Source organism: Kitasatospora sp. NPDC094019, from assembly GCF_044764505.1.
GTDB lineage: Bacteria > Actinomycetota > Actinomycetes > Streptomycetales > Streptomycetaceae > Kitasatospora.
The window spans coordinates 41,860-67,338 of sequence record NZ_JBIWIF010000012.1 but is presented as its reverse complement, the minus strand read 5'-3'; the positions used below and the strand labels follow the sequence as shown (position 1 = coordinate 67,338).

19 protein-coding genes are annotated in these 25,479 nt (G+C 74.4%); 8 read left to right on the top strand and 11 right to left on the bottom strand.

The features are described from left to right. Positions 1 to 98 precede the first annotated feature (98 nt). Genes ACIQ9P_RS25710 through ACIQ9P_RS25700 form a run of 3 tightly spaced genes read right to left on the bottom strand, consistent with a single transcriptional unit; the run spans position 99 to position 1,712 of the window. Entirely contained in the window at positions 99 to 947 is an 849-nt protein-coding gene (locus ACIQ9P_RS25710; protein WP_402360540.1) for a helix-turn-helix domain-containing protein, read from the bottom strand. Positions 948 to 967: 20 nt separating this feature from the next. Then, positions 968 to 1,498 carry a DUF6879 family protein gene (locus ACIQ9P_RS25705; protein ID WP_402360537.1) on the bottom strand — a complete coding sequence of 177 codons (531 nt, stop codon included), beginning with the start codon at positions 1,496 to 1,498 and terminating at the stop codon, positions 968 to 970. Next, positions 1,470 to 1,712 carry a hypothetical protein gene (locus tag ACIQ9P_RS25700; RefSeq protein WP_402360535.1) on the bottom strand — a complete coding sequence of 81 codons (243 nt, stop codon included), beginning with the start codon at positions 1,710 to 1,712 and terminating at the stop codon, positions 1,470 to 1,472. Before ACIQ9P_RS25700 ends, ACIQ9P_RS25705 begins: the two co-directional genes overlap by 29 nt. 269 nt (positions 1,713 to 1,981) lie before the next feature. On the opposite strand from ACIQ9P_RS25700, the gene ACIQ9P_RS25695 reads away from it, so the two are divergent. Beyond that, a complete protein-coding gene (locus ACIQ9P_RS25695; protein WP_402360532.1) occupies positions 1,982 to 3,184 on the top strand; it encodes a serine hydrolase domain-containing protein in 1,203 nt (400 codons plus the stop codon). 81 nt (positions 3,185 to 3,265) lie between these two features. After that, the gene (locus ACIQ9P_RS25690) at positions 3,266 to 4,258 is read left to right on the top strand and encodes an alpha/beta hydrolase (RefSeq protein ID WP_402360529.1); all 993 of its coding nucleotides are present in this window, start codon (positions 3,266 to 3,268) and stop codon (positions 4,256 to 4,258) included. Positions 4,259 to 4,348: 90 nt separating this feature from the next. On the opposite strand, the gene ACIQ9P_RS25685 is transcribed toward ACIQ9P_RS25690, so the two are convergent. After that, on the bottom strand, positions 4,349 to 4,789 hold the full coding sequence (locus ACIQ9P_RS25685; RefSeq protein WP_402360526.1) for a nuclear transport factor 2 family protein: 441 nt from the start codon (positions 4,787 to 4,789) through the stop codon (positions 4,349 to 4,351). A 146-nt stretch (positions 4,790 to 4,935) separates the two neighbouring features. Between ACIQ9P_RS25685 and ACIQ9P_RS25680 the strand changes: the two genes are divergently transcribed. From ACIQ9P_RS25680 to ACIQ9P_RS25670, 3 genes are all read left to right on the top strand, one after another. Next, complete coding sequence (locus tag ACIQ9P_RS25680; RefSeq protein ID WP_402360523.1) at positions 4,936 to 5,508, top strand: TetR/AcrR family transcriptional regulator; 573 nt, start codon at positions 4,936 to 4,938, stop codon at positions 5,506 to 5,508. Positions 5,509 to 5,869: 361 nt separating this feature from the next. Further along, positions 5,870 to 10,732 (top strand): GEVED domain-containing protein, encoded by a 4,863-nt coding sequence (locus ACIQ9P_RS25675; RefSeq protein WP_402360520.1) that lies wholly within the window; start codon positions 5,870 to 5,872, stop codon positions 10,730 to 10,732. A 195-nt stretch (positions 10,733 to 10,927) separates the two neighbouring features. Continuing rightward, positions 10,928 to 11,470, top strand: coding sequence for a hypothetical protein (locus ACIQ9P_RS25670; RefSeq protein WP_402360518.1), 543 nt, complete (start codon positions 10,928 to 10,930; stop codon positions 11,468 to 11,470). Positions 11,471 to 11,647: 177 nt separating this feature from the next. On the opposite strand, the gene ACIQ9P_RS25665 is transcribed toward ACIQ9P_RS25670, so the two are convergent. The 5 genes from ACIQ9P_RS25665 to ACIQ9P_RS25645 are packed head-to-tail and all read right to left on the bottom strand — an operon-like array spanning position 11,648 to position 20,234. Continuing rightward, positions 11,648 to 15,157: a hypothetical protein gene (locus ACIQ9P_RS25665; protein ID WP_402360516.1), complete on the bottom strand. Its 3,510-nt coding sequence runs from the start codon at positions 15,155 to 15,157 to the stop codon at positions 11,648 to 11,650. 29 nt (positions 15,158 to 15,186) lie between these two features. Further along, positions 15,187 to 15,852: an FHA domain-containing protein gene (locus ACIQ9P_RS25660; protein ID WP_402360513.1), complete on the bottom strand. Its 666-nt coding sequence runs from the start codon at positions 15,850 to 15,852 to the stop codon at positions 15,187 to 15,189. After that, positions 15,840 to 16,601, bottom strand: coding sequence for a 4Fe-4S cluster-binding domain-containing protein (locus ACIQ9P_RS25655; protein WP_402360510.1), 762 nt, complete (start codon positions 16,599 to 16,601; stop codon positions 15,840 to 15,842). The genes ACIQ9P_RS25660 and ACIQ9P_RS25655 overlap by 13 nt, the downstream gene beginning before the upstream one ends. After that, positions 16,598 to 18,820 (bottom strand): AAA family ATPase, encoded by a 2,223-nt coding sequence (locus ACIQ9P_RS25650; RefSeq protein WP_402360507.1) that lies wholly within the window; start codon positions 18,818 to 18,820, stop codon positions 16,598 to 16,600. Before ACIQ9P_RS25650 ends, ACIQ9P_RS25655 begins: the two co-directional genes overlap by 4 nt. Beyond that, positions 18,810 to 20,234 carry a hypothetical protein gene (locus tag ACIQ9P_RS25645; RefSeq protein ID WP_402360504.1) on the bottom strand — a complete coding sequence of 475 codons (1,425 nt, stop codon included), beginning with the start codon at positions 20,232 to 20,234 and terminating at the stop codon, positions 18,810 to 18,812. Before ACIQ9P_RS25645 ends, ACIQ9P_RS25650 begins: the two co-directional genes overlap by 11 nt. Positions 20,235 to 20,540: 306 nt before the next feature. On the opposite strand from ACIQ9P_RS25645, the gene ACIQ9P_RS25640 reads away from it, so the two are divergent. From ACIQ9P_RS25640 to ACIQ9P_RS25630, 3 genes are all read left to right on the top strand, one after another. Then, entirely contained in the window at positions 20,541 to 21,473 is a 933-nt protein-coding gene (locus ACIQ9P_RS25640) for a hypothetical protein (RefSeq protein WP_402360501.1), read from the top strand. 4 nt (positions 21,474 to 21,477) lie between these two features. Next, the gene (locus tag ACIQ9P_RS25635) at positions 21,478 to 22,152 is read left to right on the top strand and encodes an RES family NAD+ phosphorylase (RefSeq protein WP_402360498.1); all 675 of its coding nucleotides are present in this window, start codon (positions 21,478 to 21,480) and stop codon (positions 22,150 to 22,152) included. A gap of 151 nt (positions 22,153 to 22,303) precedes the next feature. Then, complete coding sequence (locus ACIQ9P_RS25630) at positions 22,304 to 23,158, top strand: alpha/beta fold hydrolase (RefSeq protein ID WP_402360495.1); 855 nt, start codon at positions 22,304 to 22,306, stop codon at positions 23,156 to 23,158. Between the two features lie 172 nt (positions 23,159 to 23,330). On the opposite strand, the gene ACIQ9P_RS25625 is transcribed toward ACIQ9P_RS25630, so the two are convergent. Continuing rightward, complete coding sequence (locus tag ACIQ9P_RS25625) at positions 23,331 to 24,551, bottom strand: PQQ-binding-like beta-propeller repeat protein (RefSeq protein ID WP_402360492.1); 1,221 nt, start codon at positions 24,549 to 24,551, stop codon at positions 23,331 to 23,333. A gap of 97 nt (positions 24,552 to 24,648) precedes the next feature. After that, positions 24,649 to 25,449, bottom strand: coding sequence for a siderophore-interacting protein (locus ACIQ9P_RS25620; RefSeq protein WP_402360489.1), 801 nt, complete (start codon positions 25,447 to 25,449; stop codon positions 24,649 to 24,651). Positions 25,450 to 25,479 lie beyond the last annotated feature (30 nt).

Below are 25,479 nucleotides of genomic sequence, written 5' to 3'. Positions count from 1 at the left end.
CGGTCTCCACTCCTTCGCCGTAGCACCGGGGGGTTCGTGACAGACCATAGGGACACGGCTACAGATGGTGCCAGTGAGTTGCACTCGGTTGCACGGGTTCACCCGAGAGTGCTTCGGGCCTTGGCGATTCGACTCCGGGCCTCGGCCCCGTGAACGGCGGTCCTGGCCAGTTCGGCGAAGGCTCGGAGGTAGGTACGGATCTCGCCGGGAGCCGTGATGTTGATCTCCGCCGTCAGCGTCTCGACCGCCACCAGGCTCTCGTCGAATGCGTAGAACGCTTCGAGCGGCCAGACGGTCCGGCGAGCCCGGCACGGAATGACCCCGACGGAGACGTTCGGCAGGGAGGAGATCCCGAGCAAATGGTCAAGTTGACCAGCGAGTGCTTCGTCGCCGCAGACGCCGTAGTAGAGGACGGCCTCCTCCAGCAGCAGGGCGAACTGACGACCGGCGTCGTGCAGTACACGGGATCGCTCCAGCCGGGCACTGACAGCGTCCTCCACGTCGTCCGGAGTCCCCTGGAAGGTCGTGATCGAGCGGAGAAGCCCAGAGGCGTAGGGGGCGGTCTGCGTCATCCCCGGCATGACGTTGGAGGCGTACACCTTGAACTTTCGTGTCCGCCGATAGAGCGGAAGCGTCTTCTGATGCACCCGCCTCATGCCGTCACGGTGGATGTCCCGCCACTGCGTGTACATCGACTCGGCGGTGCGGGATGCCGCGATCAGGTCCGCTGCCTTCTCCGGAGCACCGCAGGCCGTGCACCAGGCACGGATGTCACTGTCGGACGGGGCTGTCAGACCGCGGGCGATGCGGGACGACTTGGACTTGTGCCAGCCACACCGCACGGCCAGTTGAAGCCCGGAGAGCCCGGCGTCCCGCCGGATCCGGTCGAGCTGATCGGCGAGCACCTTCCGTGCTGCCTGGGCACTGGAGAGAGGAGAGAAGGACATGAACCGGTCGGCTGCCGCAACTACTCGGCGACACTGAAAGCCCCGTGAGGGACAGCACGCTCCCACACGGTGTCGAAAGCCGCGGCACAGCTCCGGGCCAGCGCGGGATCGTCGCTCTGATCCGTGTGCACCCATCGGCCGTCACCGTCGAAGATGTTGAACTGGACGACGCTGCTGTCGAACAGCCAGAAGTCATTGACGGGCAGCAGAAGATCGGAGGCCGCGCGACGGGGAAGCCACCTCACCTCTTCGCCGCCGGCCACGTTGGTGAACGTGAACGAGTGCTCGTAACGGATGTACTCGCTGACCGGCTCCGAGACGATCCTGGCTCTCTTCACACGGACACCACTGGCAGTCACCTCCTGGACAAGGTCGAGCCACGGCCGCCACCACGACACGCGGTCAGCCGGGTCGAGTCGGAGACCGGACCTCCATGCCCGGAACCCTTCCTCCTCGTTGTCGATCGCGTAGACATCGCGCAGTTCGAGGTGGACTGCCGACTTCCGCGCCGACCGCAACAGGTCAGCGAAGCTGTTCATGCTCTGCGACATCCAACGCCTCCCTGAGTGCCATTGCCATGCGGGCGGGGAGGCGGACCACGCTCTCATGGTCCGGGATCGGGCCGTCGGCCAAGCAATCCGCCGTCGTTGCCTCGTCGATCTTCCAGCCCTGGATGACGAGGTCCCTGGTCTCCGGGTCGACCCACACAGTGGGAGAGCCATGATCCCCCGACTTCTCGTCCTTCGCAACGAACCGTAGTGCCATCTGAACCTCCTGCGCCAACCACCCAGTTACGTTCGGCTTCAGACGATCTGACGCCCAGTATTCCGCCCTTCGGGCCCTCCTTGTCAGAGCTTTCCGCGATTGACGAACCATCAGACACCTTGACCGGTGGACCTTCCAGGGCGCCACTGTCTGCCGATCGAGTGGATCGGCAGAATTTTCGATTGCTCGCACAGGTGAACGGGGTAGTTCGCGGGGGTTCGTCGCCGTGGTCGGCGGCGGAGTCCCCGTTCGAAGAGAGGCCCTGGATCATGAGAAGACGTTCGCCGGTCCGTACGCTCGCCGCGGCGGCGCTCGCCGTCGCCGGACTGCTGCCGTTGACGGCGGCCGGGGCGCCGACGCTCGCGGCCGCCGCCGTGCCCACCGTGTACAGCGCCGCGGAGGACGACGAGGCGCGGGAGCTGAGTCCGGAGCTGCGGGCCAGGCTGGACGAGGCCGTGCAGCGGGTGATGCGGGAGGCGGGCATCCCCGGGGTGCAGGTCGGGCTGTGGTTGCCGGGGCGGGGGCACTACGTGCGCGCGTTCGGCGTGGCCGACAAGGAGACCGGCGAGCCGATGACGGACCGGCTGAACCAGCGGATCGGCAGCGAGACCAAGACCTTCACCGCCACCGCCGTGCTGCAGTTGGTGGACCAGGGCTTGGTCGGCCTGGACGAGCCGATCGCCGCCTACCTGGACGGCGTACCGTGCGGGGAGATCATCACCGTCCGCGAGCTGCTGGAGATGCGCAGCGGACTGTTCCCGTACAGCGCGGACCAGGACTTCGCGAACGACTTCCTGGGCGACCCGCAGCGCGTCTTCACCCCGCAGGAGTTGCTCGCGTACGGGTACAAGCACGACAACGTGTTCCCGCCGGGCACCGAGTACCAGTACTCGAACAGCAACTACGTGCTGCTCGGCCTGCTGGTCGAGAAGCTGAGCGGGCAGAGCATCGAGAGTTTCGTCCACGACCGGATCACCGGGCCGAGCGGCCTGGGGCACACCCTGTACCCGGAGGGCACCGCGCTGCCCTCGCCGTACGCGCACGGCTACACCGACCAGACGCTGTCCGGGCAGACCGCCGACTCGACCCACTGGGACCCGTCCTGGGCCTGGTCGGCGGGCGCGATGGTGTCCGACCTGCGCGATCTGAAGCACTGGGCCAAGGACGTCGCCACCGGCACCCTGCTGTCCCCCGCCACCCAGGCGCAGCGGCTGAAGATGCTGCCGACCGGGATCCCCGGCGCGAACTACGGGCTCGGGATCTTCGACATCGGCGGCTGGATCGGCCACAACGGCTCACTGCCCGGCTACGAGAGCCTGACCATCTACCTCCCGGAGGAGTGCGCGACCCTGGTGCTGATGCTCAACTCCGACATCATCGCCCAGAATTCGGAGCCCAGCACGCTGGTCGGCAAGGCGATCACCTCCATCGTGACGCCCGATCATGTCTACGACATCCCGCCCGGCAAGTAGCCTCGGGAAGGTGACGAGGGGTGGGTGGCCGACCGGTCCCCCACCCCGACCGGGCGGAGGGGCGGGGCGGAGGGGTGGGGCGTGCGCGGTGACGGCGAGGGCGACGGCGGGCGGGCGGTCCCGCCGGCGGTGGACGCGGAGCTGCGCGCGGCGGGGGTGCGGGCGGGGGAGCCGCTGACGCCGGAGAACCTCGCCGCCCGGCAGGCGCGGGACGCCGAGGCGCGGCCGAGGCCCGGGGTGGCGGAGCTGCGGGACGGCGGCCGGTTCGAGGTGGCCGGGCTGACGGTGCCGGGGCTCGACGGCGGACCGGAGGTGCGGCTGGTGAGCGCGCGGCCCGCCGGGGCGGGCGGGCCGCTGCCGCTCCTCTACTACCTGCACGGCGGCGGCATGGTGATGGGGAACGCGTGGTCGGTGCTGCCGCGCCTGCTGCGCGAACTGGCCGAGCCGCTGGGGCTGGCCGTCGTCTCGGCGGAGTACCGACTGGCTCCGGCGGCGCCGTACCCGGCGGCGCTGGAGGACTGCTACGCCGGGCTGCTCGCGGTGGCCGGGCGCGCGGCGGAGCTGGGCGCGGACGCCGGGCGGATCGTCGTCGGCGGCAAGAGCGCGGGCGGCGGCCTGGCGGCGGCGCTCGCACTGCTGGCCCGGGACCGGGGCGGTCCGGTCCCGGTCGGCCAGCTGCTGCTGAGCCCGATGCTGGACGACCGGGACCGGACCTTCTCCACCCGTCAGCTGGCCGGTCACGACACCTGGGACCGGACCTCGAACGCGACCGCCTGGCGGGCCGTGCTGGGTGAGCGGTACGGCGCCGCCGACCTGCCGCCCTACGCGGCGCCCGCCCGGGCCACGGACCTGACGGGGCTGCCGCCGGCCTATCTGGAGGTCGGCTCGGCCGAGACCTTCCGGGACGAGACGGTGGCGTACGCGGACGCGATCTGGCGCGCGGGCGGCGACGCCGAACTGCATGTCTGGCCGGGCGCGTGCCACGGTTTCGACACCTACGCCCCGGGCGCCGCCGTCAGCGTCGACGCCCGGGAGGCCCGTCTGCGCTGGCTGCGCCGCCTGCTCCGGTCCTGAGAACCAGAAGGAGAGGACCAGAAGGAGCCGAAGGACGAGAAGGACCAGGAGGGCCAGGAGGATCAGGAGGGCGTCGAGCCCGGTCGGCGGCTACTTCGCCTCCAGTGCGGCGACCAGCTCCGGCAGGCCGCCCGTGAGCACGGCGAGTCCCAGATGGTCGTGGAAGTCCCGGCTGTGCACGACCAGCCCGTCCCGCACCCGCAGGACCATGATGTTCGCGGCGCTGCGGGTCCGCCCGGTGGCGCGGTGGCGCACCTGGTAGTCCCACTCCGCGACGATCACCTCGGGGTCGTCCGTCCCGCGGACGAGTACGTTCCGGGGGCTCAGCTCCAGCGGGAGGGCCTCGCCGAGCTGGGCGAACCGCTCGGCGAGCACCTTCCGCCCCTCGTACCGGCCCGGCCCGCCGGGCTCGAAGACCGTCTCCACCACGGCGTCCTCGGCGTAGAGCACGGCGAGTTCGGCGAAGCGTCCGGCCGTGATGCCGTCGAGCAGTGCGTGGAAGGTCTCGCGCGGTGACCGCGTTTCGGACATGATCAACCCCCAGGGCGACAAGGACGAGGATGTGGCCGCCGGAACCGGACCAGCGACTCCGTTAGAGACGATACGGACTGCACAGTCCGGTTGTCCAGGGTTGCCCGGCCGGCGTTTCCGCCTTCCGACAAAAGGGAGTTGAGACGATGAGCGGCACACAGGAGCGCCCGCTCCGGGCGGACGCGGCCCGCAACCGGGCCAAGTTGCTGGAGGCCGCCACCGAGGTGTTCACCACCCGCGGCGTCGGCGTGCCGACGGAGGAGATCGCCCGGGCCGCCGGGGTCGGCGTCGGCACGCTGTTCCGGCACTTCCCGACCAAGGAAGCCCTGCTGGAGGCGGTGATGGTGCGCCGCCTGGAGACGATCGCCACCGGGACTGCCGAACTGGCCGCCGGAGCCGGGCCCGCCGAAGCCTTCTTCGGCTGCTTCCGGCTGATCGTCGAACAGTCCGCGGGCAAGAACGAGTTCACCCGGGCCCTCGCCGCGGCCGGCATCGACGTGCACTCATCGCTGCGCGCGTCCTCCGCCGGCATCCGCACCCAGCTGGCGGAGCTGCTGGAACGCGCCCAACGGGCCGGGGCCGTCCGCGCGGACCTGACCCTGCCCGAGCTGGTCGCCCTGGTCATCGGCACCGGGGCCGGCCTGGAACAGCTCGGTCCCGACCCGGCCGCCCACGCGCGGGTCTTCGACGTGGTGTTCACGGGGCTGCGTCCGCACTGAACCCCCACCGAACCCGCACCGACCACCCGAACGGGAGGGAGGGGGAGAGGGAGAGAGGGCGAGGAGGGGGACGGGGACCGCGCGAACGGACACGGAGCCGGACGACCGGCGCCTGCGTCCGTTCAGGGGATTTCTCCGGTGTTGCTACGACCTGTCGGATAAGCGCAATGCCAATGTCACTGCTGGTGACCGGACCGGGGCTTCCCGTCTGCCGTGTTCTGACGGCGGCCGTCACCATCCCCTCATGGCGCGTCCGTCCGACAGGTGGTTGATCTCCATGTTCCGGCCCGGCTGGCCCCCTCCACACCCGGTTCCCCCGACCCGATCCCGTTCCCGCTTCCTTCCCGCCCTTCCTGCCCGGTTGTCGGGGCGAGGTCTGGTCGCCGTGCTGGCGGCACTGGCGGTCGTGCTCGGCGCCGCGCCGGCCCTCGCCTACGAGGCTCCGAGCAGCGCGGGCACCGGTGTCACAGGCTTCAACGGCTACCGGGACATCCCCTTCCCGTCGGGGATGTCGATGCGGGCGAGCGTCAGCGGCAACATCGAGGTCCAGGAGGGTCTGACGCTGAGCTCGATCGGCAGCCCGGCCGCCTCGCACTACCAGCCGCAGGTCGACCCGGCCCAGGCGTACGCGATCCGCGTCCGCACCCGACCGCTGCAGAGCTGCCCCGCAAACTCCACCTGCCCTGCGGGCTCCCTGACCGTCACCTTCAAGCACCCGGTGCGCAATCCGATCCTCAACATGGCCGGCCTCGGGGCCGGCGCCAACGGCCCGGGTTTCGTCACGGGCACCTACTCCCAGCTGACACTCACCAGTTCCGACCAGCCGGCCGAGCTGAGCCAGGCCAACAACGGCGCCACCCTGTTCGTGGCCGGCCGCACGATCCGGCCCCGCAGCGGCACCGCGCGGGCCAACTGCCAGGACGCCGACAGCACCCTGCGGGCGGGCTGCGGCAGCGTCCAGATCCAGGGCACGGTGTCGTCCCTGACGTTCTCGGTCGACTTCGTCTCCCAGCGGACCTCGATGGAACCGTCCGCGAGCGACGGTCAGGACGACTGGGCGCTGTCGGCACTGGTGCGTGACGACTGCTCCAACGCGCCGGTGTCGTACGGGAACGCCTCGCACGTGATCGGTGATCTGACGCTGGGACAGGAGGTCTCGGAGAACGTCCAGACCTCGATGATCACGCAGGCGTGCCGGCAGGAGGACGACGACCGGGACCTGAACCCGGACTTCGGGACGCTGACGGCGGGGATGGCGGGGCGCACGTACTCGCTGACGGTGCCGGTGACCGGTCCGGCGGCCGGTTCGGGCACCCCGGCGTACGCGGCGGCGTGGATCGACTTCGACGGGAACGGGGGTTTCGGGACGGCCGAGCGGGCGACCGCGACGGTGGCGCCCGGGCAGACCTCGGTCACGTTCACCTGGACGGTGCCCGCGGGCGTGGTTCCCGGGGCGACGTGGAGCCGCTTCCGCCTCGGCTACGACCAGGCGCAGGTGGAGGCGCCGACGGGGATGGCGGACTCCGGCGAGGTCGAGGACTGGCCGCTGACGATCGCCGCGGCACCCGCGCTGACGCTGGAGAAGAAGGCCGACCCGGCCACCGTCGGCAAGGCGGGTGACCAGGTGCGCTACAGCTTCACCGTCACCAACAGCGGCACCTTCCCGATCACCGACCCGGTGGTCACCGAGACCTCCTTCTCCGGCACCGGCACCCGGCCGCAGGTCACCTGCCCGCCCGGCACCGTCGAGCCCGGCGCGTCCGTCACCTGCACCGGCGGTTACACCGTCACCCAGGCCGACGTGGACACGGGGCGGATCGAGAACGCGGCGACCGCGACCGGCACCCCGCCCGCGGGGATGAACCCGCCGGTGTCCAACGAGTCGACCGCCACCGTCACCGCGCGCCCCGCGCCGGCTCTGACGCTGCGCAAGAGCGCGGCCGAGACCGGAGCGCTCCAGGTCGGCGAGGTGCTGCACTACTCGTTCGAGGTCACCAACACCGGCAACGTCACCCTCGCCCCGGTCACGGTCGCGGAGACGGCGTTCACCGGCCGGGGCACCGCCCCGCAGATCACCTGCCCCGCCGCGGCGGACTCCCTCGCCCCCGGCGCGGTCGTCACCTGCACCGCCGAGTACACGGTCGTGCAGGCGGACGTCGACGCGGGCAGCGTGGAGAACACCGCCACCGCCACCGGCACCCCACCCGGCGGACAGCCCCCCGTCCCCTCCGACCCGTCCACCACGGTCGTGCCGTTCACCCCCCGCCCGTCCCTGGACATCGACAAGGTCGCGGACAAGCAGCGCCTCGTCGCCGGTGAGACCGTCACCTACACCTACACGGTCACCAACACCGGCAACGTCACCCTCACCGACCTCACCGTCACGGAGACCTCGTTCACCGGCAGCGGGGGAACGCCGAAGGTCACCTGCCCCGCCGGCGAGCTGGCCCCCGGGGCCTCCCGGACCTGCACCGCGGCGTACACCGTCACCCAGGCGGACGTGGACGCCGGAAAGGTCGACAACACGGCCACCGCGACCGGCACCCCGCCCGGCGGGGGCACCCCCGTCACGTCACCGCCCGCGGGCACCACCGTGCCCTCCGAGCGCACTCCGGCGCTCACGATCGCCAAGTCCTCCGACAAGCAGCAGCTCGTCGCGGGCGAGGACATCACCTACACCTTCACCGTCACCAACACCGGCAACACCACCCTCACCGACGTCGGCGTCACGGAGACGGAGTGGACCGGCTCCGGCCCCGCGCCGAAGGCCACCTGCCCGGCCGGTCCCCTGGCCCCCGGTGCGGCGACCACCTGCACCGCGACCTACACCATCACCCAGCAGGACGCCGACCGCGGCACCCTGCGCAACTCCGCCACCGCGACCGGCACACCGCCCGGCGGCCTGCCGCCCGTCACCAGCCCGCCGGACTCGGTGCTCGTGCCGCACGACTCGCGCCCCGCGCTGACGCTGGAGAAGAAGGCCGAGCCCGCGACGGTGAGCAAGGCCGGCGAGCAGGTCGTCTACACCTTCACGATCACCAACACCGGCAACGTCACCCTCACCGACCTGAAGGTCGGCGAGACCTCGTTCACCGGCAGTGGCGGGAAGCCGGAGGTGGACTGCCCCGGCGGCCCGCTGACTCCCGGCGCCGTCCTGTCCTGCACCGCCCGCTACACCACCACCCAGGCCGACCTCGACGCCGGGAGGATCGACAACACCGCGACGGCGACCGGCACTCCGCCCGCAGGACTCACCCCGCCCGTCTCCCCCGAGGCCGGCACCACCGTCACCGCGCCCCCGCACCCCCACCTGACCCTGCGCAAGAGCGCCGCCGAGACCGGCGCCCTCCAGGTCGGCGAGGTACTCCACTACTCGTTCGAGATCACCAACACCGGCAATGTGACGATGACGGACGTCGGTGTCGGTGAGACGACGTTCACCGGCCGCGGCACCCCGCCGCAGGCGACCTGCCCCGACGCGGCGAAGTCCCTCGCCCCCGGCGCGGTCGTCACCTGCACCGCCGAGTACACCGTCACCCAGGCCGACGTGGACGCGGGCACGATCGAGAACACCGCGACCGCGACCGGCACCCCGCCCGGCGGCAACCCGCCCATCACCTCGCCCCCGTCCAGCACCGACGTGCCGTTCACGCCGCGCCCGTCGCTGGCGGTGGAGAAGAGCGCGGACCGGCAGCACCTCGTCGCCGGTGAGACCCTCACCTACACCTACCTCGTCACCAACACCGGCAACGTCACCCTCACCGATGTCCGGGTGGACGAGGGCGCGTTCAGCGGCAGCGGAACCCTGTCGGCGATCAGCTGCCCCGACGACGCCCGCTCCCTCGACCCCGGCCGCACCCTCACCTGCACCGCCACCTACACCGTCACCCAGGCCGACGTCGACGCCGGGAAGATCGACAACGCCGCCACCGCCACCGGCACCCCGCCCGGCGGGCAGCCCCCCGTCACCTCGCCCCCCGGCACCACCACCGTCCCCACCGACCCCCGCCCCGCCCTCACCCTCGTCAAGTCCTCCGACACGCAGAAGCTGACCGTCGGCGGAAGCGTCACCTACACCTTCACCGTCACCAACACCGGCAACGTCACCCTGACCGGCGTGAGCGTGGGCGAGGGCGAGTGGACCGGTTCCGGCCCCGCCCCGCAGGTCACCTGCCCCGACGCGGCGAAGTCCCTGGCCCCCGGCGCGCAGGTGCTGTGCACCGCGACCCACACCGTCACCCAGGACGACGCCGACCGCGGCACCATCCGCAACACCGCCACCGCGACCGGCAACCCGCCCGGCGGCAACCCGCCCGTCACCTCGCCGCCGTCCGGCGTGACCGTGCCGCACGAGTCCCGCCCGGCGCTGGTGCTGGACAAGAAAGCCGAGCCCGCCGCCGTCGCGAAGGCCGGTGAGCAGGTCACCTACACCTTCACGATCACCAACACCGGCAACATCACCCTCACCGGGGTCCGCCCGGTCGAGTCCTCCTTCACCGGGACCGGCAAGCGCCCGCCGTTCGCCTGCCCGCCCGGCTCCGGTGAACTCCGGCCCGGCCAGCAGCTGGTGTGCACCACCTCCTACACCGTCACCCAGGCCGACATCGACGCGGGCACGATCGCCAACACCGCGACCGCGACCGGCACCCCGCCCGGCGGCGGCACCCCCGTCAGCAGTCCTCCCGACACCGCCGTGGTCACCAGTCCGCCGGCTCCCGGCCTGAGCCTCACCAAGGCCGCGGACCGCACCGATGCCACCACCGGCCGGACCGTCACCTACACCTTCACGATCACCAACACCGGAAATGTGACTCTCCGTCATATCACGGTGGTCGAGGGCGAGTTCAGCGGAACCAGCAGGATGTCCGCCATCACCTGTCCGGAGACGGTCCTCGCCCCCGGACAGCACCTCACCTGCACCGCCGACTACCGGGTCACCGCCGAGGACGCCGCCCGCGGCACCCTCACCAACACGGCGAGCGCGACCGGCACCCCGCCCGGCAGTGACCGACCGATCACCTCGACTCCCGGCCGGGCCACCGTCACCACCCACCCCGCCGCCGCACCCACTCCCCGCCCCGCCGCCCCCTGGCACCCCGGCACCCTCCCCCACACCGGAGCGGGCGCGGTCGGCACGGCGGCCGCCGGTGCCGCGGTCCTCGTGGCCGGCGGCGGGCTGAGCCTGCTCGTCGCCCGGCGACGGAGGAGGGGAGAGCGGCAGTAGACCGCGGCCGACAGGCGGCGGCAGTACGGCAGTATCGGCTGTAACGGCAGTAACGGCGGGGCACTCACTCGACGAGCGGGTGCCCCGCCGCCGTGCGCCCGGATTCGAGGGACGTCGAAGGGCTTTGCCCGGGCGGGGCGGGCGCCGTGAGACTGGCCGCACCCAGGCAGATACGACTTCGGGAGTGTGTCCGTCATGAGAATCGCGAAATCCCTCGTCCCCCGCGCCGGTGTCGCGGCCGGCGCCGTGCTGATGGCGGCCGGCCTGCTGGGCGGAACCGCCCAGGCCGCCGGCGGCGCCCCGGCAGCGAGCGGCGCCGCCGTCTCCGCACCCGTCTCCGCAGCCGCCGCGTCGAGCGCCGACCAGACCGTCATCCTCGCCACCGCCGGTCTGAGCCGAGGCCAGAGCTGGTCCTCACCGGACGGCAGCACCGTCCTGTACCAGCAGTACGACGGCCATGTGGTGCTGTACAAGGACGGCGTAGCCATCTGGACGGCCGTCGGCACCTACGGCCTCGGCTCCTACTTCTACGTCCAGGCCGACGGCAACCTCACCGCCTACGACGCCGCCTGGCGCCCGCTGTGGGAAAGCCGCACGGCCAACCACCCCGGCGCCTACCTCGCCATCCAGAACGGCGGCAACCTGGTCGTCTATTCGGGCAGCAGGCCCCTGTGGTGGTCCAACTACCCGCCCCTCAACCCCGAGCCCGAGTGCCGCCCGGGGCGCCTCTGCCCGTAGGCCGGTGGCCGGGGTGACCCGGGTGACCGGGTAGCCCGGGTGGCCCGGGTTACCCGGTGGCACTCGGGCCCGGGTGACCGGGTGGCCGTTCACCGCTCGCGCGCACGCCCCGCCGGGACCCCCGCAGGTCCGGGCGGGGCGTGCGCGTCGGCACGGGAGATCGGACCGGCCGACTTCCTACTCCCCGATCCGGCGGGACGTCCAGACCGCCAGGTAGCAGGCGAGCGGGAGCATCACCAGCAGGGCCGCCCAGAAGGCCGCGTGGCCCCAGACCTCGGCGAGCGAGCGGAACCACGGGCCCAGGACGGGGATGCGCAGCGCCTCCAGCGGGCCGAGCGGCGGGGGCCAGGCACCGAGCGCCACCGTGCCGACCGCGGCGGTGGCCAGCAGGCGCCGGGCCGCGCGCGGGACGGCGGCCGCGGCGACGAGGACGAGGAAGGCCAGCAGAAGCAGGTAGTCGGCCTGGTAGGCCGCGCCGACCTGGCCGGTGCCCCAGGACTCCGGGGTCGGGTGCTGGTCGCGGTGGACCACCGCCAGCCGGACTTCGACCGCCGCCCAGAGCAGCAGGGTCAGCACCAGCGTCCCCCCGAGCCAGAACAGCAGCCGGTCCCGGTAGCCGTCGCGGCCCGGCCGCCAGCCCCGGGCCGTGCCGGTACCGGTGGCCCGGGCGCGACGGCGGGTGGTGAGGTTGCGGCGGTCGCCGGCCGCCCGCTGCGCGGCCTCGTGGGCCGGGGTGAGCAGCCAGCGCACCGAGCGGCCGTTGACGACCAGCGCCAGGACGACGGCCGCCGTCGCGCACACACCCGCCCAGCTCGCCGTCCCGCCCTCGAACATCACCACGCGGTCGATCACCGACTGCGGGGGCTTGAGCACGGTCATCGGCGGCCCGAGGCGCAGATAGCCGACGGCGAAGGAGGCGGCGACGGCGAGGAACAGGATCCGGCGTCCGATCCGGGCCGGGAACGCGGCCACCGCGGCGGCGGCGACCAGGACGGCGCCGAGCTGGCCGGCCGTCGCGCGGGCCGCGGCCTCCCCGGCCGTCCGCAGCGGACCGCCGAACGCGCCACCGGGCGCCACACCCGAGGCCGCGCCGAAGTCGACGGAGATCCGCCAGACCGCGCCCGCCCAGAGGGTGATGGCGAGGCAGAGGAACAGCAGCACGCCCGCGACCGCGCGTCGGGGCAGCGCGCTCCGCGCGCCGCTCCACCAGGCGCGCAGGTCCGCCTTCCACGCCCCGCGGTTGCGGCCGCGCCGCGCGCCGCCGGAACGGACGCTCCGCACCTGGAGCACGGCGGCCGCCGCGAGCACGCCCCGACCGTCGAGCGTCGCCGGGTCGGCGGTGAGCGCCCGGCGGCGCAGGTCCGACCAGGTGCGGCGGAACCGGTCCCGGCCGCCGCGCGCCCGCGCCGTCAGCGCGCCCGCCCCGTCGGCGACGAGGGTGGCGGTCGTGTGGACCGGGGCGGGCAGGACGTCCAGCGGCCCCGGCAGGGCGGAGAGCCGTCGGACCAGGGCGCGCCGCTGGCCGTCCGGTTGGAGGGTGAGCAGGAGGATCCAGCGGCGGGCGGCCTTGCGTTCGGCGGCGGTGAGGCCGCCGCCCTCGCCGTTGTTCCCGTGGTTGCCGTGGTTGCCGTTGTTCCCGTGGTTGCCGTTGCGGCCGGTGGCATTCCCGTTCCGGCCGGTCGCGTTGCCGTCGGAGCCGCTGTTGTTGCCGTTGCGGCCGGTGGCGTTGCCGTTGCGGCCGCCGAGGGTGCGGGCCTCGCGCTCGACCCGGCCCAGCACGGCGGCGAGTTCGGTGAGCCCGAGCAGCCTGGCGCAGGCCCCCTCCGGACAGGCCGGGTGGCCGCAGTGGAAGCGGGCGGCGAGCCCGAGCAGCCCGGCCGCGACCAGATCGTCGACCACGGCCGGCGCGTCCGGCTGCCCCGCCAGCTCCACCAGCCCCGCCGCGTCCACCCTGCGGTCCCGCACGTACGGGACCGCCTCGGGGGTGAACGCGGCGCCGAGGGCGAGCACGGCCCGGGAGACCGCCGCCGACTTCTCGGCGGAGGTGCCGCGTTCGACGTCCTTGAGGTAGTGCAGGTCGAGGACGGTGTCCTTGACCTCGTCCCGGAGCCAGTCGCGCAGCCGCCGGGCGCCACCGCTCACCAACCAGGCCGCCGCGTCCGCGGAGCGCTGGAGCAGCGCCCCCGCCAGGGCCGCCGGTTCGTGGAAGTCCTCGCCCCGGAAGGCGATCGGACGGTGCCTGGGCCCGGGCGGCGGGGTCGGTCCGGGCGGTGGCGGGACGACGCGGCTGCGGACCACCTCCGGGCTCTCGCCGTTCAGCCAGGCCCGGACCTGCGGCGCCGTCCAGCGGTCGGCCGGGTCCTTGGTGAAGAGGCCCTGGAGCAGCAGCCGGCGGCGTTCGTCGGTGACGGCGGTGAGGTCCACCTCGTCGTCCATCACCAGCCGGAACTGCAGCGCCTCGTCGCTGACCAGGCCGCCGTCCGCGCGCCGGTAGCGGCTGGCACCGGTGAACACCTCGTAGAGGATGGTGCCGAGCGCCCACCACGGACCGGCCGGGTCGTTGCTGCCGGCGAGCTGTTCCGGGGCCATGTAGGCGACGGTGACCTGCATGTCGACGGAGAACCGGCGGCTGGCGGTGAGCTTGGCCACGCCGCCGAAGTCGGCCACCACGAACTCGGTCGCGGTGCCGCCGTTCCGGCCGCCCTGGCGGACCAGGATGTTGGCGGGCTTGAAGTCGACCGGGTTGCGCTTGATCCTCACCTGCCAGAACTCCAGCAGGTCGACCAGTTCGCGGATGATCCGCTCGGTCTCGCCCCGGCGGGTGAGGCGGCCCTGCGCGCGCAGGGCGGCGACGTGGTCGGCGAGGGTGACGGGGAGGTACTCCATGGCCAGCCAGTCGCAGAGCGCGCCGGCGTGCTCGACCCGGTCGTGGCCGAGGATCTCGGGGACGTGGCGGCGGAAGAGCGGGTCGCTGCCGAGGTGGGCGAGGAGTTCGGTGTCCGCCCGCACGCCCGGGTTGCCGACCTTCACGGCGGCGTCGGCGCGGCTTTCGGCGCGGCTCTCGGCGCGGCCGGTGGCTCCACCGGCGGCGCGACTGTCGACGCGGTGGACGTGCCAGACGGTGCCCTCGCTGCCGGAGCCGACCCGGCCGACGGGCCGGTAGCGGTCGGTGAGGGCCGCGGGGAACTCGGCGGTGGGATCGGCGGGGCCGGGGGGCGGTGTGGCGGTACTGCCGGGGCCGGTGGTGGCGGGCGACGGTTCGGCGGGCGTCCTGGGCGGGACCGGGCCGCCCGGGCGCTGGACCCGGGTGCGCGGGCCGGGGACGGTACCGCCGGCGACGGGCCCGGCGGGGCGCTGGACCCGGGTGCGGGGGCTCGCCGTGCCGGGGTCGGTGCCCGGGCCGGGGGCGGTGCCCGGGCCGCGCTGGACACGGGTGCGCGGGCTCTCGGCGGGGGTGCCGGGGCCGCCACCGGGCGGCGGAGTGCCGGGACCGCGTTGGAGCCGGGTGCGCGGGCTCTCGGCGGGTGCGCCGGGGCCGTCACCGGGCGCGTCCGCCGTCGGTCCCCGGTCCTGCCCCTGGCGCTGCTCCTGACCCTGGCTCTGCTCCTGGCTCGGCCCTTGGCGCTTGGCCCGGCCGGGCCGCTGTACGCGGGTGGGCGGGCCCGGTTCCGGTGGTGTGTCGGCCATCGCGCCGTTCTCCTCCTCACGGCCCCGGCTCACCGGGGCGCGCCGAACTCGTCGATCTCGACCACCTGGACGTCCAGGTCCAGTGCGAACCGAAGTCGGCACCCCGGTCCGATCCGGGTCGCCCGCTCGATCCGGCGGCCGTCGACGAAGGTGCCGTTGGTCGACCGCAGGTCCTCGACGTACAGCGCGCCGTCGATCCAGCGCAGCCGGGCGTGGTGCCGGGAGAGCTGGTCGAGACCGGCCAGGCCGGGGATCGCCGCGCAGTCGGGCTCGTCGCGGCCGATCGCCAGTCCGCCGCCCCCGCGCCGGTGTTCGGCGCGGACGGGCAGCAGGACCCCGGCCACGATCAGGGCCAGCCGGAGCACCGGCGCCCGGGCGGGTCGCGGCTGCTGCGGCTGCTCCTGCCCCCGGCGCGGGCTCGGACCGGGCGGGCGCTGCGGCTCGGCCGGGCGTGCCGGACGGGTCGCGGCCTCCGGGTCGGTGGCCGGACCGGGAGCCGAGGGAGCCGCGGCCCCGACCGGCGGGGCGTCGGTCGGGCGGGCGTCCGTCGGCGGGGCGTCGGTCTGCGGGGCGTCCTCGGCCGGGTCGTGGCGTTCCAGTTGCTGGAACATGTGCACCTGGCAGTACCCCCGGGTGGCGGAGGTCGGGCACTCCCCCGGCGCTCCCACCGGGCAGCGGTAGATCACGGTCGCCACGAGGTCTCCCGGAGGGTCACGCCGCGTCGGACCAGGTCCCGTTCGATCCGGCCGAGGTCGCCGGGGCGCGGCACCCCGATCACCCGGACCTCGCCCTCGCTCACCCGCACCTGGAGTTCGGGCCGCTCCGGCCGGTGCTCCAGGTAGGGCGCGTAGCGTTCCCGGCCGAGCGCCGTGCGGGTGGTCAACCGCTGGTTGGCCGAGCCGCGCCAGGCGAGCCGGGTGGGCTGCCCGGCCCGGTAGCGGCCGGTGATCACCGCGTCCGCGCCGTCAAGCGCCGCGGCGGTGGCCGGGTCGGCGGCCAGTTCCTCCGGTTCCCAGCCGGTGTACACCAGCAGGTCGGCCGGGCGGCCGGACCGGCGGCGCTCGGCGTCGGCGGCGGCGAGCAGCGCGGCGAGGGCCGCCGGTTGCTCCAGCGGTTCGCCGCCGCTGACGGTGAGGCCGTCGAGGCCGTCGTCGAGGGCGGACCGCCACAGTGCGGTGAACCGCTCGACGGTCAACTCCCGCCCACCGGTGGCCTCCCAGGTGTGCCGGGACATGCAACCGGGGCAGGCCAGGGTGCAGCCCTGGAACCAGACGCCGAGCCGACGGCCGGGTCCGAGCGCGGTCACCGGCCGGTAGACCTGCCCGACGAGGGCCGCGACGGCACGGCCAGCGACCGCACCGTCCACGGCCGCGGTGCCCGGGGCGACGGCGGTGCCCGCGACGGCACCGCCCGGGGTCGCGCCGTTCGGGCTCGGCACTGTCACCGCTCGACCTCCAGCCGGTAGCCCTCGCCGTCACCGTCGCCCTCGATCGCGGCCACCCGGAGCCGCTCGCCCCGCCGGGGCGGGGTCCGGAAGACCTCCCTGGCGAGCGGGTTGACCAGCGCCGACTCGACGGCGGTCAGCACTCCTCGGCCACCGTGGTCCAGCCGCCTGGTCGCCTCGACCCGCAGCACCTCCCACGCGTCGTCGGCGAGGGTCAGCTCGGCGCCGTGGGTCTCCAGGACGCGGGCCGCCACGGAGGCGATGGCCTTGTCGAGGATCTGCGGCACCCACTTCTCCTGCATGAAGTCCATCGGGATGAAGTTGTCACCGAAGCGGTTGCGCAGCTCGGGCCGCTTGATGCGGTCGTTGAAGAAGGTGTCGAAGGCTTCCCGCAGGCTCCGGCGGACGATCGTCGGATCGTCGTGGCGGCTCAGTTGACGCCGGCCGGCGCGGGGAGCGGCGGCGGAGGCGCCGCCGCTCCCGGCCCCGCCGGTGGCACCGGTAGCGGCGCCGCCGTCCGCTTCACCGGCGCCGCCGTCCGTGTCGCCGACGCCCGTCCCGCCCTTCGGCGGCTCGCCCTCCACGGAGGCCGCGACGCCGAGGTTCGAGGTGAAGATCAGCACGCACTCGGTGAAGTAGACGGTGGCGCCCCGGCCGTCGGTGAGCCGGCCGTCCTCCAGGATCTGGAGGAAGAGGTCGAACAGCCGGGGGTTCGCCTTGTCGATCTCGTCGAAGAGCAGCACGCTCATCGGGTTCGCCCGGACGGCGTTGGTGAGTTCACCACCGGCGTCGTGGCCGACGAATCCGGGCGGGGCGCCGATCAACCGGTCCCGGGCGTGCTCCTCGGCGAACTCGCTCATGTCGAAGCGGATCGGCCGGGCGTCCTTGCCGAGAATCATCTCGGCCACGCCCTTGGCGAGTTCGGTCTTGCCGACACCGGTCGGGCCGGACAGGAACAGGGTGCCGCGCGGCCGGGTCGGCGAGCTGGACGCCTGCGCGCCGTTGAGTCCGGCCGCCGAGCGCATGAAGATCTCCAGGGTGCGGCGCACCGCGTACGGCTGGCCGATCACCTTGCCGTTGAGGAACTCCTCGCCCGTGGCGATGCGTTCGCGCAGTTCGGAGGTGGCCCACGGGTTGTCGAGCACGCCGATCCGGTAGAGCCGGGCCGCTTCGTCCAGCCGCTGCACCGGCAGGTTCCGGTCCAGGGCCATCCGGCCGATCGCCATCACCTCCGAACTGCCCATGCCGTGCGATGAGTCGGCGAGCGCCTTGGCCGCCGTCGCGGTCTCGGCCGCGGTGAGGGCCGGTCCGCCGGTGGCGGCCTGGTATCGGGCCAGCCCGCCGACCACGTGCCTGGCGGCCGCGAGCCGCTGGTCGTGCGGCGGCTGCGGGACACTGATCACCCGCACCGCCCGGCTGCCGACCGCGAACTCCCGGGGCAGTTCCTCCTGCCGTTCCACCACCCAGAACACCGTGTTGTACGGCGTGACGGCGCTGGCGCCCTGCACCGGCCGGGCGGTGTGCCCCAGTTCCTCGGCGGCCGCGAACAACCGGGCGGCCTCCCCGGCGACGGGCGCCTGCGGCGAGCCGAGCCGGCCGGAGTAGGGGACGACCAGTCCGATCGGCGGGCCGGGGTGGTGGACGACGCCCACCATCGCGTCGCGCAGCCGGTCCAGCATCTCCGGCTCGTCCTCGTCGTCGGCGCCGTCACTGCCCTCAGTGTCCCGGCCGCGCCGCCACTTCTCGTCCCGCTCCGCGAACTCCCGCAGCACGGCCGGTACTTGCTGGGCGGTCGCGCTCAGCCGCAGCAGGGTGATCCGCTCGTGCACCTGGTCGAGGAAGGCGAGCGCGCCGAAACCCCGGGCGGCGCAGAGCGATTCGATCACCTCGCCGAGGCTGTACGGCGCGAGGGTGGCACTGCTGCCCGCCGCGTGGTCGTCGGGCAGCAGGTACTGGTCACGGACGTTCCCGGTCAGCAGCACCTGCGGGTGGACGGTGAGCGCCATGTCCAGCTCGCGGATCCAACTGGGCGTCGCGGGGCGGGCGTCGGCGCTGCCACGGGTGGCCTCGGCCCTGTCGCGGGGGGCGCCGGTGCCGTCCGGAGGAGCCTGGGCGCTGTCGCGGGGGGCGCCGGTGCTGTCGCGGGGGGCGCCGGATCCGGGCGGCGGCGCGTCCTTGCGCGGGCCGGCCGGCCCGGCCCCCCACTGCTCAGCGCTCACGGCCGCGCTCCTGCGGCTTGCGGACGGCGGCGGTCGTACTGGTGCCGGACCGCTTCGTCCGGCCACCGCGGCGGCGCGGGGTGGCTGCGGACGGCGGCTGCGGCCACGCCCCGCCGGGGACGAGACCCGCGGCCATCGCCCCCGGCGCCATCGCGGACGTCCGCTCCAACCGCACTCCTTGGAGGCGCACGCCCTCCTCGATCGAGGGCAACTGCTCCTCGCAGAACCACTGCTGGACGCTCTCGTCCTGCTCCTCGTCCTGCCCGGCGTCGCCGGTCGCGGTGTCCTCCCGGCGGACCACCGCCGTGGAGAGGGTCGCCCGGTCCGGGGCCAGCACCAGGCGCAGCCCGTACCCCGCGGCCGGCGGCGCGCCACCGTCCTCGGCCCGGCCGTCCTCGGCCCGGCCGTCCCCGGGCTGTCCGGCCCGCTCCGGATCCGGGTCGCCGAACGGCACCACCACCTCGCCCTCGGTGGCGAGCAGGTCCTCGAAGTCCTCGCCGACCAGGTAGTCCCGCTCGCGCAGCACCTCGGCCAGCGCCGCCGCGACCGGCACCCGGTTGCGGCGGGCGTCGGCCCGCGCGACGGCGGCCTCCACGGCGGGCCGCAGGAAGGCCGGGTCCTCGGCGGCGGCGAGGTCGGCGAGCAGCCGGTCGCGCTCGGCCGGCTCCGCCTCGCGCACCAGCTCGGCCAGGGCGGCGCGCAGTTCGGCCCGTTCCTCGTCGCGGGCGCGGCGGCCCACCGAGTGCTGGACCAGGGCGGCGAGGTCGGTGAGCGTGGCCCGGACCTCGGGCACGGTGGCGGCCGACCCAAGCGTGCCCACCAGGCCCGCCACCCGTTCCAGGTCGGCCGGGTCGCAACGGGGAACATCGCGGTCGAGCACCGCCTGGGCCTCGGCGAGCGCGCCGGCCCGGACCCGCTCGACCCGGTCGGCCTGCTCGGCCCGGGCCTGCTCGACGGCGGCCTCGGCAGCGGCCTTCGCCTCCGCGGCGCCGCGGCGCGCGTCGGCCCGGGTCGGGCGCGGGCGCTCCGGTTCGGCCGCGACCGCCGGCAGCACGGCCGACCACACGTCCTGCACCGCCTCGGCCAGCTCCTGGGCGGCCCTGGCGTTCGCCGTCCGGGCCCGCTCGACGGCCCGCGCCAGCTCGGCCTCGTCCGCCCCGGCCCCGACCGTCACCGTCTCCACCGTGACCCGGGCCGTGCGGTACGCGCGCCGCAGCTGCCCGGCCTCGCCACGCAGCCCCTGGGCCTGCTCGTTCAGCTCGCCCAGCCGGGCCCGCAGCTCCGCCCGCCGGGCCTCGGCCCGCCGCAGGTTCTCGGCCCGTTGCGCCTCGGCGGCGAGGCGGGCGCGCAACTGCCGTCGGCGCGCGGCCTCCTGGTCGACATAGGACCACCCGTATCCCGCGGAACTGCTCACCGGCCGCCTTCCGAGCGCGAGTCATGACCTGGGCGCGCACCGTCCGGGATGCTCGGCACCGGTCCGGTTCCACCCTGCGCAACCCCCGCACGCGCCACCGGGGCCGATGCGGGTCGTGTACGCGACATCTTCGACCGCGCGCGAACCGGCACCACCCCCGACGTGCTACTGAGGCCCCATCATGCCCCAGATCGGCCAGGGGCGTTCCGCCTTTGCCAATCCGGGATCACCGCCCGCGCGCGCCGCTTTCGCGCTACATTGGCGCTCGGCCGGAGGGCGCGGACACCAGGGCGGAGGCGAGGGGCGATGGCGCTGAGCGAGGTCCTCGACATCCTGCGCGAGCACTGGGACGAGGTCCGGGAACATCTGGACGAGACCGCCAGAGCGGCCGTCGTGGCTATGCTCGACGCATCGTCCGCCGACCCGGAACGGACCGCCCGGAGGATCGCCCGGCTGGTACTCGCGGCCCTCCCCGACGGCCACCCGGTCCGTGTGCCCCTGGCGGACTCGGTCCGCTACTCACAAGTCGGACGCACCGGACCGACCGACCTCGGGGCCGTGCTGGGGGCGCTCGCCCTGCTCCGCGGGACGGCGGGCCCGGCCACCGCACCCGAACCCGCGCCCGCGCCCGCGCCACCGGAGGAGCCCCGCCGCACGTACCGGATCGGACGCGCCGGCGACGCCTCCCGGTTCGATGGCGACCAGCACTCCTCCACCGAGCACCCGCTACTGGAGGGCACCCACGACCAGTGGCACGGCACGGGCTCGCACCACTCCGCCGTCGACCACGACGATCTGCTCCACCTGGATTCGGTCGACATCCACCACCGCTGGGACGACGAGCACCGGCCCCCCCGGCTCAAGGCGCCTGCCGGGGCCGACGCCCTGCCCGCCCCGCCCGAGGACGCCGACGACTGGCTGCTCGCCGCGGACTCCGTCAGCGCCGCCGACTACCGGGCCGGCGGGCACGACCCCACCGATCCCGACCTGATCCGGCTGACCGACCGCCAGGGCACCGTCCGGCTGCCGTCGTTCCAGTTCGACGGCGCCTCCGGGCGGCCGCTGCCGGTCGTGGTCGCCGTCAACCGCCTGCTCGACGCCGACGACGACCCGTGGGGCGTGGCCGACTGGTGGCTCGGGGCCAACGCCTGGCTGGACGCCGTCCCCGCCCACCTGCTGGGCACCTCCGGCGAGCACGGCCTGCTCGCCGCCGCCCGCGCCGAGACCGCGGAGTGGTGACCGGATGCCCGACGTGAAGGTCCCCGCCCCGACCGTGCGCGCCACCCCTCACCTCGACGTGCTGCCCGCGGGCACCGTGCTCCACCGGGTGCACGCGGCCGCCTACGCCGCGACCTCGTTCAACCCGAACCCGTCCGACACCCACTACGAGGGCGGCCGGTTCTGCTCCTACCAGGGCGACGGCAGCCATCTGCCCTACCTGTACGCGGGATTCTCGGAGCGCACCGCCGTGATGGAGACGCTGGTCCGGGGCATCCCCTTCGACGAGCGCGGCTGGCGCCGGATCCGCCGCGTCGCGGTGCGGGGCCGGGTGCTGTCGCGGGTCGAGACCACCTGCGACATCCCGCTCGTCGGCCTGATGACACTGGACCAGCTCGCGGCCGTCCACCAGGACGAGTGGCTGATCCACTCCACCCCGGACGCCTACCCGCACACCCGCCGCTGGGCCGCCTGGATCCGCGGCCTGGCCCCGGAGGCGCTCGGCCTGCGCTGGCCGTCCAAGCGCGACCTGGGCGGCAGCTCCTGCATCCTCTACGAGCACGACGACGCCACCACCCTGATCAAGCCGGTCGGCCCCGCCCCCGTCGCCCTGGACACCGCCGAGGGCGCCGCCCTGCTCAACCAGTTGCTCGCCCCGGCCCGCACCCGCGTCGAGCCGCCGCGACGGCAGGGCTCGTAGCCGGATCCGGCGGACGGTCGTTCTTCGTTCGGCGGGCGCGTTCACACGCTCCGGGCAGGCTCTTCCCACCACTCGGAACGGCGTTCCCCGCTCCCCGGCGGCCGCGTACTGTGCACGGATCCACGTGATCGTTCCACCAGGGGGAGACAGAATGGCCACGCACGTCACAACAGCGGGCACCACCACGGCCTCGGTGCGTTCCGCCGACGGCACCACCATCGGCTACCGCACCACCGGCTCCGGCCCCGGGCTCCTGCTGGTGCCCGGGGCGTTCGCGCTCGCAGCCGACTTCGACGGTCTGGCGGCGGAGTTGGCGGACCGCTTCACGGTGCACACCGTCGAGCGACGGGGGCGGGGGACGAGCGGCCCCCAGGGTGACGCCTACAGCGCGGCCGCCGAGTGCGCGGACATCGAGGCCGTCCGCGCGGCCACCGGGGCGCGGTTCGTGTTCGGCCACAGCTTCGGCGGTTTCCTGACCCTGGAGGCCGCGCTGACCGGCTCCGCCTTCGAGCGGATCGCCGTCTACGAGCCCGGGGTGTCCGTCGACGGATCCATCCCCTTCGACTGGGCCGAGCGGTGCCGCCGCGAACTCGACGCCGGGCAGCCGGCCGAGGCGTTCCTTACCTTCGTCCGCGGCGTCAATCCCGGGACCAGCGGCAAGGCGCCGCGCTGGCTGCTGCGGCTGATCCTCCCGCTCGCCCTCAGGAAGCCCGAGCGGCTGCAGAAGCACGCCCTGCTGGCGGCCGCGATCCGCGAACACGCCGAGATCGCCGCCCGGGACAGCGCCTTCCGGGAGTACGGGCGGCTCGACCGGCCCGTGCTGCTGATGGCGGGCAAGGAGGCCGGGAGCACCGGGGCGGGTCGTGCGGCGGCGGCCGTGCACGAGGTCCTGCCGGGCTCCCGGCTGCGGCTCTTCCCGAAGCTGGACCACTTCGGGCCCGAGACCGACCCCGCCACCGTCGCCCCGGTGGTGGCGGGCTTCTTCCTGGAGTCCTCCGCCGGGTAGCGGTCGGGCCGGACAGCGATCGGACCGGGCAGCGGTCGCCGGCCGAGGACCACTGCCCGGCGACGTCACTACCGCACAAGTGGGTCGACCCCATGCGTGCCCTCGACCTCGGACGGGCGGCAGCCTGCCCCGTGCACGCGCGGGGCAGGCCAAGAGCGGGCGGGTCGCGCCGTCAGGCGGCCGGGAGGGTGCCGAGGGCCCGGACGCCGGTGCGGCCGGACCGGAAGAGCGCGAGGCCGACGGCTGCCAGGGCGATGTGGGTGTACTCGGTGTCGGCCGCGAGGCGGTCCGGTTCGTCGCGCCAGTTCAGCCGGCCCGTGGCCAGGTCGTGGGCGAAGAGACGCTCGTCGTTCGTGGCCACGTAGACCACGCCGCCCGCCGCCGCCACCGAACTCATGCCCCGACCCAGGCCACTGGGGACGACAGCCGTCCAACGGGTGTCGCCCGTGCGGGCGTCCAGGGCGGTCAGGCCGGTGTTGCTCAGGAAGCACACCGTCCCGTCGGCCACCGCGAGTCCGCCGAGACCGTGGCGCTGTGCCCGCTGCCACAGCGGGCGGCCCGAGGCCGCGTCCAGGGCGTGGACGGTCGAAGCGCCGGTCGCGGGGTCGTTGCTCACCGCGTGGAGGACGCCCCGGTGCCCGGTCGGCGCGAAACCGACCGGCCCGACGGCGTCCTGGGCCCAGCGCCGCGCGCCGCTCCGCACGTCGAAGGCGAACAGCCCGCCCGTCCGGCCGGGTACGTAGACGGTGTCGCCGACCACGAGCGGCAGCGGCGAGACGTTCGCCGGAGTGCTCCAGCGGACCTCGCCGGTGGCCAGGTCGTGGCAGCGCAGGGCGTTCCCGTACCCCGTCAGGACGCTGTCGCCGGCCATCACGATGCCCTGCTCCGCCGGCAGGTCCCGCCAGTCGGGCACCGACAGCTCCCAGCGCACCTGCCCCGACGCCGCGTCGAGGGCCCGGACGGCGGTCGCCGAGTTCACGCAGAGCGTGCCGCTGCCGGCGGCGAGCGGCCAGCCGCCCGGGGGTTCGGCATCGTCGGCCGCGGTCACCGCCCGGCTCCAGCGGACGGCGCCGGTGCGCGGCTCGTGGGCCCGGACGGTGCCGTCGTACCCCGACACGTAGAGGCTTTCGCGCGGGCCTGCGGGAAGGGCCATCCGCCCGCCGGTGTCGGCCGTGCTCCAGAGCCGGGGGCCGCGGACGGGCACCCGGTCCGCCCACAAGCGGGCGCCGGCCGGGACCGCGAGGGCGGCGAGGCCGCCCACGGTGCTGAGCAGCAGGCGGCGGCGGTGGATCGCGGGCCGGGCGCCGGCGGGGGGCACGGGCTCGGCCGGGTGCAGGTCAGGGGTCTTGCCGGAGGTCACGTCGGAGGTCACCTTCGGGAGGACTTCGTGCACCGACCGGATGGTTCCCGTCGGCGGGGAGGTCGGCCCTTTCGGGCAACACGTCCGGAGGGCCGAGGCCCCCCGGACGCGCGGCGCCGAGTGCCGGGGGTCAGTCGGCGTCGGACTCCGCCGGTTCGTCGGCGCGCTGGTCCTCGGTGCGGCCGAGGCGCCAGTACCCCATGAAGCAGACGGCGCGCCGGTCGTAGCCGCGCTCGCCGACCAGGTGACGGCGGAGCTCGCGGACGGCCGCCGCCTCCCCCGCGATCCACGCGTACGGCGTGCCGGAGGGCAGCGCGGCGGCGCGGACGGCGGCGGGGAGCGCGGGGGTGCCCGGGGCGCCCCGGTGCAGCCAGGTGATCGTGGTGCCGGGCCGGGCGGCGGGGAGGTAGTCGTGCTCCGTCTCCCCCTCGACCTCGGCGAACACCCGGACCGGCAGACCGGCGGGCAGCTCGTCGAGGATCGCGGCGACGGCGGGCAGGGTGGACTCGTCCCCCGCCAGCAGCACCCAGTCCGCACCGTCGGGCAGGCGGAACTCGACGCCGCCCGCCTCCTCGACCGCCGGTCCGCAGACGACCACCCGGTCGCCGGGCGCCGCCGTCTCGGCCCACCGGGAGCCGGGCCCGTGGTCACCGTTGACGGCGATGTCGATGTCGATCTCGTCGGGGTCGCGGCGCTGCGCGCGGACGGTGTAGGTGCGCAGCACCGGGCGGACGGCGGGGTCCATCGTGCGCCAGTGCTGGTACCAGGCGAAGTCGTCCTCACCCTCCGGCATGAGGGGCTCGCTCTGCCCGGGGAGCGGCAGGAGGAGCTTCACGCGCTGGTCGAGCCCGCCGTTGACGAACCCGGCGAGGCTGGGGCCGCCCAGGGTGATGCGGACCATGTGCCGGGTGACCCGCACGGTCCGGACCACCTGGAGCGGGAAGAGCAGGAATCGCGCGGG